The 13017-nt window shown below is 72.7% G+C and carries 12 protein-coding genes; 7 read left to right on the top strand and 5 right to left on the bottom strand.

Features of this window, described 5'->3' with window-relative positions; genetic code table 11:
• Nucleotides 1-55 precede the first annotated feature (55 nt).
• Nucleotides 56-1219 carry a multiple monosaccharide ABC transporter permease gene (gene mmsB / locus AC6CH6_RS17125; RefSeq protein WP_031283073.1) on the top strand — a complete coding sequence of 388 codons (1164 nt, stop codon included), beginning with the start codon at nucleotides 56-58 and terminating at the stop codon, nucleotides 1217-1219.
• A complete protein-coding gene (locus tag AC6CH6_RS17120; RefSeq protein ID WP_498256033.1) occupies nucleotides 1216-2262 on the top strand; it encodes an aldose epimerase family protein in 1047 nt (348 codons plus the stop codon). Before mmsB ends, AC6CH6_RS17120 begins: the two co-directional genes overlap by 4 nt.
• 212 nt (nucleotides 2263-2474) lie before the next feature.
• Here AC6CH6_RS17120 and AC6CH6_RS17115 read toward each other — a convergent pair whose 3' ends face one another.
• The 4 genes from AC6CH6_RS17115 to AC6CH6_RS17100 form a co-directional block, all read right to left on the bottom strand.
• Nucleotides 2475-3323 (bottom strand): formate/nitrite transporter family protein, encoded by an 849-nt coding sequence (locus AC6CH6_RS17115; protein ID WP_133409804.1) that lies wholly within the window; start codon nucleotides 3321-3323, stop codon nucleotides 2475-2477.
• A 179-nt stretch (nucleotides 3324-3502) separates the two neighbouring features.
• Complete coding sequence (locus tag AC6CH6_RS17110; RefSeq protein ID WP_498256032.1) at nucleotides 3503-4444, bottom strand: sugar phosphate isomerase/epimerase family protein; 942 nt, start codon at nucleotides 4442-4444, stop codon at nucleotides 3503-3505.
• An 89-nt stretch (nucleotides 4445-4533) separates the two neighbouring features.
• On the bottom strand, nucleotides 4534-5310 hold the full coding sequence (locus AC6CH6_RS17105; protein WP_498256031.1) for an SDR family NAD(P)-dependent oxidoreductase: 777 nt from the start codon (nucleotides 5308-5310) through the stop codon (nucleotides 4534-4536).
• 92 nt (nucleotides 5311-5402) lie between these two features.
• Nucleotides 5403-6827 carry a GntT/GntP/DsdX family permease gene (locus tag AC6CH6_RS17100; RefSeq protein WP_419967359.1) on the bottom strand — a complete coding sequence of 475 codons (1425 nt, stop codon included), beginning with the start codon at nucleotides 6825-6827 and terminating at the stop codon, nucleotides 5403-5405.
• A gap of 206 nt (nucleotides 6828-7033) precedes the next feature.
• Here AC6CH6_RS17100 and AC6CH6_RS17095 point away from each other — a divergent pair, with 206 nt between their 5' ends.
• From AC6CH6_RS17095 to AC6CH6_RS17075, 5 genes are all read left to right on the top strand, one after another.
• The gene (locus AC6CH6_RS17095; protein ID WP_017833597.1) at nucleotides 7034-7747 is read left to right on the top strand and encodes a GntR family transcriptional regulator; all 714 of its coding nucleotides are present in this window, start codon (nucleotides 7034-7036) and stop codon (nucleotides 7745-7747) included.
• A gap of 177 nt (nucleotides 7748-7924) precedes the next feature.
• A complete protein-coding gene (locus tag AC6CH6_RS17090; protein ID WP_368812242.1) occupies nucleotides 7925-8920 on the top strand; it encodes a 3-hydroxyacyl-CoA dehydrogenase family protein in 996 nt (331 codons plus the stop codon).
• A 94-nt stretch (nucleotides 8921-9014) separates the two neighbouring features.
• Nucleotides 9015-10766 (top strand): dihydroxyacetone kinase family protein, encoded by a 1752-nt coding sequence (locus AC6CH6_RS17085; protein WP_498256030.1) that lies wholly within the window; start codon nucleotides 9015-9017, stop codon nucleotides 10764-10766.
• A 9-nt stretch (nucleotides 10767-10775) separates the two neighbouring features.
• Nucleotides 10776-11525 (top strand): triose-phosphate isomerase, encoded by a 750-nt coding sequence (locus tag AC6CH6_RS17080; protein ID WP_498256029.1) that lies wholly within the window; start codon nucleotides 10776-10778, stop codon nucleotides 11523-11525.
• A 57-nt stretch (nucleotides 11526-11582) separates the two neighbouring features.
• Nucleotides 11583-12047 carry a ribose-5-phosphate isomerase gene (locus tag AC6CH6_RS17075; protein ID WP_368812245.1) on the top strand — a complete coding sequence of 155 codons (465 nt, stop codon included), beginning with the start codon at nucleotides 11583-11585 and terminating at the stop codon, nucleotides 12045-12047.
• Between the two features lie 82 nt (nucleotides 12048-12129).
• Here AC6CH6_RS17075 and AC6CH6_RS17070 read toward each other — a convergent pair whose 3' ends face one another.
• A complete protein-coding gene (locus tag AC6CH6_RS17070; RefSeq protein ID WP_498256028.1) occupies nucleotides 12130-12996 on the bottom strand; it encodes an alpha/beta fold hydrolase in 867 nt (288 codons plus the stop codon).
• Between the last annotated feature and the right edge of the window lie 21 nt (nucleotides 12997-13017).

The following is a 13017-nucleotide window of genomic DNA, read 5'->3' as shown; positions in this document are numbered from 1 at the left end:
CGACAGCCGGGGCCCGCAGAAGGCCTCCACCGTGGCCGGCGCCGGCCGGTTCCTCATGAGCAGGCTCCGCCAGATCGGCATCTTCCTGGCCCTGCTGGTGATCGTGACGCTGTTCCAGGCCCTGACCGGCGGCGCGCTGCTGCAGCCGGACAACGTCTACAACATCATCGTCCAGAACAGCTACATCCTGCTGCTGGCGATCGGCATGGTCATGATCATCGTGGCCGGGCACATCGACCTCTCGGTCGGCTCGGTGGCCGCGTTCGTGGGCGCCATGTCCGGGATCATGATCCGGGACTGGAGCCTGCCGTGGTGGGTGGCCCTCGTCGCCGCCCTCGCGGTCGGCGCGCTCGTGGGCGCCTGGCAGGGCTTCTGGGTGGCCTACATCGGGATCCCCGCCTTCATCGTGACCCTCGCCGGCATGCTCGTCTTCCGCGGGCTGACACAGATCGTGCTCGAGAACCAGCGGATCACCGGCTTCCCGCCGGAGTACCGCCAGCTCGGCGGCGGCTCCCTCTTCCCCGGGCTGTTCCCGCCGGCGACCAACATCCTGGACTGGACCACGGTGGGCATCGGCCTGATCGCCACGGCCATGCTCGTGCTGAGCCAGCTCCGGGGCCGGGCCAACCGGGCGAAGCTCCACCTCGAGGACGAGCCGCGCGCCTGGTTCCTCACGCGGCTGGTCTTCGGCGTCGTCGTCATCCTCGCGCTCACCTTCCTGCTGGCCAGCTCGCGCGGCGGGACGCCGATCGTGCTCGTGGTCCTCGGCGTGCTGGTGGTCGCCTACAGCGCCGTCATGAACCGGACCGTGTTCGGCCGCCACGTGTACGCCCGCGGCGGCAACCTCCAGGCGGCCCAGCTGTCCGGTGTGAACACCAAGCGCGTCGACTTCCTGCTCTTCGTCAACATGGGCGTGCTGGCCGCGCTGGCCGGGCTGGTGTTCACCGGCCGGCTCAACTCCGCCGGGCCGGGCGCCGGAAACCTGTTCGAGCTGGACGCGATCGCCGCGGCCTTCATCGGCGGCGCCGCCGTGACCGGTGGCGTGGGCACCATCATCGGCGCCATCACCGGCGGTCTGATCATGGGCGTGCTCAACAACGGCATGTCCCTCATGGGCGTGGGCATCGACTACCAGCAGTTCATCAAGGGCCTGGTGCTGCTGCTGGCGGTCGGGTTCGACGTGTTCAACAAGCGCCGCGCCTCGAACGCGCTCAAATGACCGCGCCCGCCCCGCGGTCCTTCGGGACGCTGCCCGACGGGCGGGAGGTCACCGCGCACACCCTCACCGCCCCGGGCGGGCTGAGCCTGCGCGTGCTCGACCTCGGCGCCGCGGTCCAGGCACTGCACCTGCCCGGCCCGGCCGGGGGCCCCGGCACCAACGTGGTGCTGGGGCACCCGGACGCCGCCGGCTGCGCGGCACCCCCGGAGGCCTTCCTGGGGGCGGTGGTCGGCCGCTGCGCCAACCGGATCGCCGGGGCCCGCTTCGACCTCGACGGAACCACCGTGGAACTGGCGGCCAACGAGGGCGGCAACACCCTGCACGGCGGCCCCGACGGCTTCCACCGCCGCACCTGGCGGACGGTCTCCGCCAGCCGCGACGTCCTGGTGCTGGAGCTGGTCAGCCCGGACGGGGACCAGGGCTTTCCCGGGGAACTCACCGTGCGCGCCACCTACACCGTGACCGGACGGACCGTGGCCCTGGACCTTCAGGCCCGCACCGACGCCCCGACCGTGGTCGGGCCCGCGAGCCACGTCTACCTCAACCTCGCCGGGGAGGGGTCGGGGACGGTCGACGATCACACGCTCACCGTCGAGGCCGACCGGTACCTGCCGGTCGGCCGGGACGGGCTGCCGCTGGGCGGCCTCGCCGCCGTGCGCGGGACGCCGCTGGACCTCACCGCCCCCGCCCGGCTCGGGGACCGGGTGCGGGCGGAGCACCCGCAGATCGCGGCCGTGGGCGGGATCGACCACTCCTTCCACCTGCGCGGCACCGGACTGCGCGCCGCCGCCCGGCTGGAGCACCCGGCGAGCGGGCGGTCCGTGGAGCTGTGGACCGACCAGCCGGCCCTGCAGGTGTACACGGGCAACGCCCTGGACGGCGCCATCACCGGCACCGGCGGGCGCGCCTATCCGCGGGGAGCGGGGATCGCCCTGGAGCCCCAGTACCACCCGGACTCGCCGAACCGGCCGGAGCTCTCCGACCCGGTGCTGCGCCCGGGGCAGACCTACCGCTCCCGCACCGAGTGGCGCTTCCGGTACTAGCGGCCGCCGGCCTTGTTCTCGCGCCGCTTCGCCATGATGCGGCCGAAGACCGCGGTGCCGACCATGAACAGGATCCTTCGCATGCTGGTGCTCCTTCTTCTCGCTGGGGTGGTGCTCGGATGACGTGCCCGGTCCACGCTACGGGGTGTCCCGGCAAAAGGTAAGTGAGCTGAAGAGTTTTCGGCCGAGAGCGAGCGCGCCGGGGCCCCGCGTCAGCGGGTGCGGGGGCGGTACCCGGCGTCGTCGTTGACGTACGCGTAGTAGAAGCCGATCAGGACCCCGCCGCCCAGGAAGTTGCCCAGGAGGGCGATCCCCACGTTGGCGCCCGCGGCCCCCACGTCGAGTCCGTCCTCCAGTCCCACCACGGTGAACAGGATCGTGTTGGCCACGGAGTGCTCGAGACCCAGGAACGCGAAGAGGAAGACGGCCACGATCATGATCAGGCTCTTCATCAGGTCGTCCTTCACCAGGCCGTTGTAGACGAGCAGCATCGCCAGGTTGATGAGGAAGTTGCACAGCACCGCGCGCAGGAACAGGTCCGTCCACCCGGTGGCGCCGCTGGTGACGAACTCGAGCTTGTGCGCCACGGCGGCCTCCATCTCCGCGTGCGCGGGCCCGTCCGTGATCGTGCTGAAGCGCAGCGCCACGGCCACGAGCAGCCCGCCCAGGAAGTTGCCCAGATAGCACAGCCCGAGCAGCCGCACCGCCTTGAACCACGAGGTGCGGCGGTAGTAGGCGCCGATGGAGACGATCATCATGTTGGACGTCAGGAGCTCGGACTTCGAGTAGTAGATGAAGACCAGCGCCCAGCCGAAGGTCACGGCGCCCAGCAGGCGCCCCAGGGGGCGCAGCGTCGCGTCCCCGGCGGGCACGGCGTCGAACGCGGCGACGACGGCGAAGTTCGCGGCGAACAGGACGCCGATGATCATCCCGGCCATCCCGGCGCGCTGCAGGTAGCGCCGCGCCAGCTCGCCGGACATGGTCGTCTTGGTCTCCAGCGCCGCGAGGACGGTGCTGATGAACTGCTTGCCCGGGAACAGCTGCTGCGGGTCGGAGGTCATGCTCGGCGCCCGTCTCCAGAGGTGGCCGTGGACCCGGGCGGCGTCCAGGAGCCGCCCGGTGGGACCATCCTAGGCGCGGGCCCGTGCCCCCGGTCCCGGGGACCCGGCGCCGCCACCGGCGTCGACGACGGAACGGCCCCGGTGCCGCACCGGAGCCGTTCCGTCCGTCCTGCCGGAGATCATGCCTCCGGGAGCTTGGCCGCGAGGATCCCCCGGATGTAGTCCCGGTTCATGGCCGTCACCGTGAGGCCGTCGCCGCCGTAGTGCTCCACGCACATGGGGCCGTCGAAGCCGGCCTCCAGGGCCATGCCGATGGCCTCGCGGTAGTCGATGAAGCCGAGGGCCAGCGGCGCCGGCGCCGAGGCGTAGGAACCGGTGGCGGGGTCGTGGTCCCGGAAGTAGTTCTTGAGCTGCCAGTAGTTGGTGTGGGGGAGCATCTTGGTCAGCATCTCCCGCCAGTCCTCGACCTCCCGGTGCAGGCGGACGATGTTGCCGATGTCGGGGCACAGCCCCACGTTGGGCAGGTCCACGGCGGTGACGAGCTGCACGGAGCTGTCGGCGGTGCCGAGGAAGGTGCCCTCGTACATCTCCAGCGACACGCTGACCCCCCGCTCCGCGGCGTACTCGCCCAGCTCGCGGAAGCGGGTGGCGGCCTTCTCCCGGTTCTCCGGGGTCTCCTCGTCCTCGGCGCCCTCCGCGAGCCAGAACCAGGTGGCCTGCTTCTGCGGCTCGGTGAACGGGTCGTGCAGCCCCAGGCACACCATGGGCACCTCGAGGTCCGCCGCGGCGTCGATGGTCCGCTTCGTGTAGGCCATGTTCTCCCGGGCCCGGTCCTCGTCCGGAGTGATCACGCTCTTGCGGGTCACGGCGATGTCGCTGAAGGCGAGGTCGTAGGAGCGGGCCGTCTCGAGCAGCCGGCGGCGGCCGTCGGTGTCGAGGTCGGCCGGCCGGACCCAAGAGTCGGTGAGGTCGACGTGGTCGAAGCCCGCGAGGCGGACCTCGCGCAGCGTCTGCTTCCAGGCCTCGGGGCCGGCGGTGGTGCGGTCGCGGCCGTCGGCGGTGGTGCCGGTGAAGTTCAGCAGGGCGGCGCCGATCGGCCAGGTCTCGGGGGTGTGCGGCATGGTTCTCTCCTTGTCGGGCGCCTCGTCGGGCGCCGTGCTGGGTGGTGTCCGGGGTGCGCGGTGGCACCGGTGCTCGGGGCGGCGCGGGCTCACACCATGTGCTTGCCGCCGTCGATGAAGTACGAGGCGCCGTTGACGAACCCGGCCTCGTGGCTGGTCAGGAAGGCGACGAGGGCGGCCACGTCGTCCGGCTGCCCGACGCGGCCGGCGGGGATGCCCGCGGACATGGCGGACTTGCGGTCCTCGGTGAGCGCGCCGCCCATGATGTCCGTGTCGATGGGACCCGGGACGAGCGCATTGCAGGTGATCCCGTGCGCTCCCAGTTCCCGGGCGCCGCCGCGGGTCAGCCCGAGGACCGCGGCCTTCGCCGCGGCGTACCCGGTCTTCGAGAACGTCCCGCCGCCGTCGTAGGCGGTGATCGAGGACGTGTTGACGATCCGGCCGCCGTGGCCGCCCTCGACCATGCGCCGGGCCGCCGCCTGCATCATGAGCAGCGTGCCCGTGGCGTTGACGTCCATGACCCGGGTCCAGACGTCCTTCGTGAGCTCGAAGAAGGAGTGGGGGCTGGCGATGCCGGCGAGGTTCACCTCGGCGAGCACGGGGGGCAGGTGGGCGTCGATCTCCTCGAACGCGGCGTCCACGGAGTCGGGGTCGGCGACGTCGACCGGGATGCCGCGCACCGGGGTCTTCGTCCCTCCGGCGAGCTCGGCGGCGAAGGAGCGGACGCCGTCGGCGTCGACGTCCAGCACCGCCAGGGCCCACCCCTCCCGCGCCAGGCGGCGGGCCACGTGGCGGCCGATGCCGCGCTCGGCCCCGGCGCCGGTGACGACCGCCGTCCGGTGTGCGGGGAACTGTCCGTCGGTCATGAGAACTCCTTCGGGGCGATCAAATGCGCGGCGATCAGGTGCGTGGCGATCAGGCGCGGGGTGGGGGGCGGGGCGTGGTGCCGGCGGCCGGCTCACGCGGTCAGGGCGTAGAGGACCCAGGCCAGGGCGAAGGCCATGAAGCCGATCGCGGTGCCGACCACCGACCAGGTCTTCAGCGTGGTCAGGGTGTCGAAGCCGCAGAACTTGCCGATGAGCCAGAAGCCCGAGTCGTTGACGTGCGAGAAGGTGATGGAGCCCGCCGCGATGCCGACGACGATGGCGGCCAGCCCGACGCCGGACAGGCCCAGCTCCGCGACGGCGGGCGCCATGATGGAGCCCGCCGTGGTCGCAGCCACGGTGGCCGAGCCCTGGGCCACGCGGAAGGCGATCGCCACGAGGAAGCCGGCCAGGATCACCGGGAGTCCCATCGCGTCCAGGCCGCCGGCGATGGTGCCGCCGATCCCGGTCTCCGTGAGCACCCGGCCGAAGGCGCCGCCGGCTCCCGTGATGAGGATGATCGAGCAGACCGGGGCGAGGGCGTGGTCGACCAGGTCCTCCAGGGCGCCGCCGATCGAGCCGCGGCCGCGCCGCGGCCGCAGGTACAGCAGGTACATCGCGAACAGCGTGGCGATCAGCAGCGCGATCGGGGTGTTGCCGATGAGCCGGGACAGCCGGAACAGGACGTTGTCCTCGCCCACGGACCCGCTGGCCTCCAGCGTGGTGAACAGCGTGTTGAAGAAGATGAGCACGAGCGGCAGCAGCAGGACGAAGATGATCGTCCAGAAGCCGGGCCGGGGCATGTCGTCCTCGAGCTCCACCTCGCCCAGGAGGTTCGGCACGGGCATGTCCGGGTAGCGCTTGGCGATGACCAGGCTGAGCCGGTAGCCGGCGAGGTACCACGTGGGCAGGCCGACCAGGAGCGAGACGAGCACGACCATCCCGACGTCGGCGCCCATCACCGTGGCGGCGGCGGTGGGGCCCGGGTGCGGCGGGGTGAGGGCGTGCATCATCAGGAAGGCGCCGATGGAGGGCAGCACGTAGAGCATGAAGGAACCGCCCAGGCGGCGCGCCACCGTGTAGATGATCGGCAGCATCACGATGAAGCCCGCGTCGAGGAAGATCGGGAACGCGTAGAAGAGGGAGGCGACGGCCAGGGCGAGCGGGGCCCGCTTCTCCCCGAACCGCCGCAGCATCGCGTCGGCGAGCACCTGGGCGCCGCCCGAGACCTGGACCAGGCGGCCGAGCACCGCGCCGAAGCCCACGAGCAGGGCCACGTTGCCCACGGTGGTGCTGAACCCCGCGACCACGACGCCCACGACGTCGGCCACGCCGATGCCGGCGGCCAGCGCCGTGAGCAGGCTGATGATGATCAGGGCGAAGAACGCGTGGACGCGGAGCTTGATGATCAGGAAGAGCAGCGCGGCGATGGCCGCGACCGCGATGGCGAGCAGAGCCCACGTGGGCCTCTCCGCCAGGACGAGCGCGTCCGCCGTGGCGGCGGGAAGAAGGATGTGCATAGCTGAATCACCTTTGATCAGAACGCGGGCGAGCCACCCTGTGCTGTGGCGTGGACCACATTCGACGGGCCATTGGCCAATACCCTATAGGATATTGGTGAGCTGTCCAGTGGGTGGGGCGGCGGCAGGAGCGGTCCGGCCGCCCTCCGCGCCCGCGCCTGCGTGGGACAATGCCTGTTACGGCGGACGCGAGTGAGGAAATCGGCATGGACACGACTGTTCCGGGCGGGACGTGGGTGCAGCGCAGCATCCTCGCGGACCAGGTCTACAAGGAGATCCTCGCGCGCCTCATGGACGGTGACCTGAAGTCCGGGGACCCCATCAGCATCGACGGCACGGCGCGCGCGCTGGGCGTCTCGCCGACCCCGGTCCGGGAGGCCCTGGCGCGGCTGGAGTCCACGAACATGGTGGTCCGCGCCGCGCTGCGCGGCTACCGCGTGGCACCCCTGCTCACGCACGAGGAGCTGCTGGACCTCATGGACGCGCGCCTGCTCATCGAGCCGTACAACGCCGAACTGGCGTGCGGCCGCGCGGACGCGACCTTCCTGGAGTCCCTCGAGCGGTCCATCGACGACCTCCGGGAGGCGCCGAACGGGCCCCACTTCTCCGACTACCGCTCCTACTGGGAGGCGGACGAGCGCTTCCACCGGCTCATCGCGGAGCAGGCCGGCAACAAGTTCGTCCTCGGCGCCTACGAGTCCCTCGGCGGGCACGTGCACCGGTTCCGGCTCTTCAGCGGGCTGGGGGTGCAGGACGCGCGGAGCGCCATCGAGGAGCACGCGCGGATCCTCCAGGCGCTGCGCCGCGGCGACCCCGCGGCCGCGCGGATCGCCATGGCCGGGCACATCTGCGGCGTGCGGGAGCGGGCGATCCACGAGCACGAGAGCGCCGGCCAGGACGCCCGGAGCGAGAGCGCCTGAGGCCCCTCCCGCACCCCTCGACACCTCCCGGTGTGGTTGACACCACACTCCGGTCCGTGGATCCTATAGGAAACACGGCGAAGACCTGATCCGGTTCCCGCGGTCGCTCGCGACCCGCGCTCCGATGCCGCCGTGTCCCACAGACAGAACATGTGCACATCAGAGGAGATGGGGATCATGGCTCAGCGCTCGGTAGCAGTAGTCGGTTCGGGATACATGGGCGGGGGCATCGCCCAGGTGCTCGCCCTCGGCGGCGCGCGGGTCGCGCTCGCCGACATCTCGCAGGAGGTCGCCGAGAAGAACCTCGAGCGCCTGCTCGGGGAGGCGGAGCAGTTCGTCGCCGACGGGCTCTTCCCGGCGGACGCGGTCGAGCGCCTGCGGGAGAACCTGTGGGCCGCTCCCAGCATCGAGGAGGCCGTCGCGGACGCCTCCTACGTGGAGGAGGCCGTCCCGGAGATCCTCGACATCAAGCACGGCACCCTGCGCCGGATCAGCGACGCCGCTCCGGCGGACGCCGTGATCGGCTCCAACACCTCCACCATCTCCATCGCCCAGCTCGCCGAGGTCGTCGAGAACCCGGGCCGTTTCCTCGGGGTGCACTTCTCCAACCCCGCGCCGTTCATCCCCGGCGTCGAGGTCATCCCGCACGCGACCACCACGCCCGAGACGGTCGCGGCGGCCCAGGAGATCGTCGAGCTGACCGGCAAGAAGTCCGCCGTGGTCAAGGACGTCACCGGTTTCGTGCTCAACCGCCTGCAGTACGCCCTCTTCCACGAGGCCGCCCAGCTGGTCGAGGAGGGCATCGCCACCGCCGAGGACGTCGACACGCTGGTGCGCACCACCTTCGGCTTCCGGCTGCCGTTCTTCGGCCCCTTCGCGATCGCGGACATGGCCGGACTGGACGTCTACTCCTTCTGCTACGCCTCCCTGCAGACCTCCTTCCCCGAGCGCTTCGCCACGCCCAAGGCGCTCCAGGACCTCGTGGACGCCGGGAAGCTCGGCACCAAGTCCGGCGCCGGCTTCCTGCAGATCCCCGCCGAGCGCTCGAACGACCTCGTCGCGTACCGCAACAAGGCGTACGTGGCCATGGGGCAGCTCCTGAACGACCTGGGCCCCAGCCCGGTCGACGAGGAGACCGCCCAGCAGGGCGGCGCGTCCGCCCACGCCGGCTGAGCCGGCGCCACCGCACACCCCGCCGGCCGGAGCGGCGCTCGACGTCGATCGCCGCTCCGCCCGGCCACCCTCCGAGACCACCGAGGCTGGAACGATGACTTTTCTTGTGAACGATCCTGCGGAGTTCGCGTCCGACGCGCTGCGGGGATATGTGGCCGCCCATCCCGAGCACGTGGTGGCCGCCCACGGCGGGGTGGTGCGCGCCTCCGAGACGCCGGCGGGTCAGCCGGCGCTGGTGATCGGCGGGGGGTCGGGGCACTACCCGGCGTTCGCCGGGTGGATCGGGCCGGGGATGGGCCACGGCGCCCCGTGCGGCAACATCTTCTCCTCGCCCTCGGCCTCCCAGGTGTACTCCGTGGCGCGCTCGGCGGAGAACGGCGGGGGTGTGGTCCTGGGCTTCGGCAACTACGCCGGGGACGTGCTGCACTTCGGGCAGGCCGCGGAGAAGCTGCGCGCCGAGGGCGTGGACGTGCGGATCATCCGGGTGTCCGACGACATCGCCTCGGGCCCGGCCGAGGCCCACCGTGAGCGCCGCGGCATCGCCGGGGATCTGCCGGTGTTCAAGATCGCCGGGGCGGCGATCGAGGCCGGGGCGGACCTGGACGAGGCCGAGCGGGTGGCGTGGAAGGCCAACGACGCGACCCGGTCCTTCGGGGTGGCCTTCGAGGGCTGCACCCTGCCCGGTGCCGGGGAGGCGCTGTTCCACGTGCCGGCCGGGGAGATGGCGATCGGGCTCGGGATCCACGGCGAGCCCGGCGTGCGGGAGGTGCCGATGGGCACGGCCGACGAGGTCGCCGACCTGCTGCTGGACGGGGTGCTGGAGGAGGAGCCCGAGCGGACCGAGGGCGGCTACCAGGGGCGGGTGGCGGTGCTGGTCAACGGGCTGGGCACGGTCAAGTACGAGGAGCTGTTCGTGGTCTACGCCCGGGTGGCCGAGCGGCTGGCCGAGAAGGGACTCACCGTGGTGGCCCCGGAGGTCGGGGAGCACGTCACCAGCCTGGACATGGCAGGGTGCTCGCTGACCGTGGTGTTCCTCGACGAGGAGCTCGAGCGCTACTGGCTGGCCCCGGCCGACACCCCGGCGTTCCGCCGGGGTGCCCCGGACACGGCCGGCCGGCCGGCGCGGACCGGGGTGCACACCCCCGGCGCGGAGGAGGTGCCCGAGGCCACCGCGGAGTCCCAGGAGGCGGCCGAGCGGGTCGTGGCGGCCCTGGCGGTGCTGGAGGCGACCGCGGCCGAGCACGAGGAGCACTTCGGCAAGCTGGACGCCATCGCCGGCGACGGCGACCACGGCCAGGGCATGGCCTACGGGACCCGGGGCGCGCTGGCGGCCGCCCGGGACGCGGCCGCGGCCGGTGCCGGGGCGCGGACCGTGCTGCTGCGCGCCGGGGACGCCTGGGCCGAGGAGGCCGGCGGCACCTCCGGCGCCCTGTGGGGCGCGGCGCTGACCGCGGCCGGCGGGGTCTTCGACGACGCCGCCGGGGCCGGGTCGGACGAGGCGGTGGCCGCCCTGGTGGCCGGGATCGACGCGGTCGTCCGGCTGGGCGGGGCGGAGCCGGGGGACAAGACCATGGTCGACGCCGCCCTGCCGTTCCGCGAGGCGCTGCTGGCCGAGTTCGAGACCTCCTCCGACCTGGCGGGCGCCACGAAGAAGGCCGCCGCCGTGGCCCGGGAGGCCGCCGAGGCCACCGCGGACATCACCGCCCGCCGCGGGCGCTCGAAGGTGCTGGGCGACAAGAGCCTGGGCACCCCGGACCCCGGGGCGCTGTCCTTCTCCGTGCTCATGGACGCCCTGGGCGATCTCTTCGCCCAGATCCCGGACGCACACGGCCCGGACGCCCGGTAGGAGGCGGTCGTGACGGTGTGGATCGGCACGAGCTGGAAGATGAACAAGACCCTGGCCGAGGCCACGGACTGGGCCCGGGGCCTGGCCGGGGCCCTGGCCGGGCGGGACCTCGGGGACGTGCAGCCCTTCGTGATCCCGCCGGCCACGGCGATCGCCGCGGTGGCCCAGGTCCTGGCGGAGGAGCCCCGGGTGCTGGTGGGGGCGCAGAACGCGCACTGGGCCGAGGCCGGGGCCTGGACCGGGGAGGTCTCCGTGCCCCAGGTCGCCGACGCCGGAGCGCGGATCGTGGAGATCGGCCATTCCGAGCGCCGCGAGCACTTCGGCGAGACCGACGAGACCGTCCGCGCCAAGGTCGCCGCGACCCTCGCCCACGGGCTCGTCCCGCTGCTGTGCGTCGGGGAACCGGCGGAGGTGCAGGCCGCCGGCGGTTCCGGCGCGCACGTCCTCGGCCAGGTCGAGCGCGCCCTCGCCGGCCTCGAGGCCGAGCAGCTGTCCCGGGTGCTGATCGCCTACGAACCGATCTGGGCGATCGGCGAGCACGGCCGCCCGGCCACCGTCGCGGAGCTGGCCGAGCCCTTCGCCGCCCTGGGCGCCCACTGGGGGTCCCGGGTGCGCGGGCTGCTCTACGGCGGGTCGGTGAACCTGGACAACGCCGCGGACCTGCTCGGCATCGAGCACGTGGACGGCCTGTTCGTCGGCCGCACGGCCTGGCGGCTGGAGGGCTACCTGCGCCTGCTCGAGATCGCCGCGGAGCGCTGAGGCGGCCCGCGCGAGGACCATCAACGACGAGAACGACGACAAGGAAAAGGTGAAGTGATGAGCGAGAAGAAGCTGCGGATCGTGATCGGCGGCGACGACGCCGGGTTCGACTACAAGGAGGCCCTGCGCCGGGACCTCGAGGCCGACGACCGCGTGGAGAGCGTGGTCGACGTCGGGGTCTCGGAGACCGAGAACACCGACTACCCGCACGTGGCCGTCGAGGCCGCCCGGAAGGTCGCCTCCGGGGAGGCCGACCGTGCGCTGCTGATCTGCGGCACGGGTCTGGGCGTGGCGATCTCGGCGAACAAGGTCCCCGGGATCCGGGCGGTGACCGCCCACGACTCCTACTCGGTGGAGCGCTCGGTGCTCTCCAACAACGCCCAGGTGCTGTGCATGGGCCAGCGCGTCGTCGGCCTGGAGCTGGCCCGGCGCCTGGCCAAGGAGTGGCTGGGCTACACCTTCGACACCACCAGCGCCTCGGCGGCCAAGGTCGAGGCCATCACCGGCTACGAGAACGGCTGACGGCACCTCGGCACCGGCACCGCCGGGCCCCGGCACGGGACACCGTGCCGGGGCCCGGCGCGTGTCCGTCCCGGGGCCGCGACTACGTCCGCGCAGCACGCAGGTGCGCCAGGACGGCCGCCCCCACCTCCTCCGGCCGCTCCTCGGCGAGGAAGTGGCCCGCGTCCAGGGCCTGGCCCGTGGCCCGCGGGAACTGCCGCCGCCACAGCGCGAGCGGATCCTCCCGCGCGCCGACCCGTCCCCGGGCGCCCCACAGGACGAGGGCGGGCAGGTCCCGCTGCTCGTGCTCGTCCGCCTCGTCGATCTCCCGGTCCGGGCCGGCGGCCGCGCGGTAGTCGCGGCACCAGGCGTCGACCACGGCGGGATCCCGCGCCGCGTCCTCGTAGGCGGCGAGCGCCGCCGGGTCGAACGGGACCTGCGTGCCGCTGAGCCCCTGGAGCGTCCGGCGCACGAAGTACACGGGGTCGTGGCCGATCAGCGTCTGCGGCAGGCCCTCGCCCTGGGCGAGGAAGGCCCAGTGGTAGTACTGCAGGGCCATCCACGCGTCCATCGACCGCCACACCTCCAGGGTGGGCAGGATGTCCAGCAGGGCCACGGACGCCACGGCGCCGGGGGCGTCGAGCGCCATCCGGTGGGCGGTCCGGGCGCCGCGGTCGTGCCCGACGACGGAGAACCGCTCGTGGCCCAGCGCCCGCATGAGCTGCACCTGGTCGGCGGCCATCGCCCGGAAGGTGTGGTCCTCGCTGCTCGTGCGCGAGCCGCCGTAGCCGCGCAGGTCGGCGGCGACCACGGTGAACTCCTCGGCCAGCACGGGGGCGAGGTGGTGCCACATGGCGTGGGTCTGCGGGAAGCCGTGCAGCAGGAGCACGGGCGGGCCGTCGCCGCCCGTGCGGGCGTGGATCGTGCCGTCGGCCACGGGGACGTCGTGGGCGGTGAAGTCGGGGAACACGGTTCCTCCTGCAGGTCGGGG

This window comes from Kocuria sp. GQ42, assembly GCF_059758435.1.
The sequence above is the reverse complement of the archived record's forward strand: the minus strand, read 5'-3'. Positions and strand labels throughout refer to the sequence as shown.

What these genes read in the sequence shown, in the direction of transcription:
- mmsB (WP_031283073.1), top strand. Translation starts at nt 56, where the DNA reads ATGAGCAGGCTCCGCCAGATCGGCATCTTCCTGGCCCTGCTGGTGATC.
- AC6CH6_RS17120 (WP_498256033.1), top strand. Translation starts at nt 1,216, where the DNA reads ATGACCGCGCCCGCCCCGCGGTCCTTCGGGACGCTGCCCGACGGGCGG.
- AC6CH6_RS17115 (WP_133409804.1), bottom strand. Translation starts at nt 3,323, where the DNA reads ATGACCTCCGACCCGCAGCAGCTGTTCCCGGGCAAGCAGTTCATCAGC.
- AC6CH6_RS17110 (WP_498256032.1), bottom strand. Translation starts at nt 4,444, where the DNA reads ATGCCGCACACCCCCGAGACCTGGCCGATCGGCGCCGCCCTGCTGAAC.
- AC6CH6_RS17105 (WP_498256031.1), bottom strand. Translation starts at nt 5,310, where the DNA reads ATGACCGACGGACAGTTCCCCGCACACCGGACGGCGGTCGTCACCGGC.
- AC6CH6_RS17100 (WP_419967359.1), bottom strand. Translation starts at nt 6,827, where the DNA reads ATGCACATCCTTCTTCCCGCCGCCACGGCGGACGCGCTCGTCCTGGCG.
- AC6CH6_RS17095 (WP_017833597.1), top strand. Translation starts at nt 7,034, where the DNA reads ATGGACACGACTGTTCCGGGCGGGACGTGGGTGCAGCGCAGCATCCTC.
- AC6CH6_RS17090 (WP_368812242.1), top strand. Translation starts at nt 7,925, where the DNA reads ATGGCTCAGCGCTCGGTAGCAGTAGTCGGTTCGGGATACATGGGCGGG.
- AC6CH6_RS17085 (WP_498256030.1), top strand. Translation starts at nt 9,015, where the DNA reads ATGACTTTTCTTGTGAACGATCCTGCGGAGTTCGCGTCCGACGCGCTG.
- AC6CH6_RS17075 (WP_368812245.1), top strand. Translation starts at nt 11,583, where the DNA reads ATGAGCGAGAAGAAGCTGCGGATCGTGATCGGCGGCGACGACGCCGGG.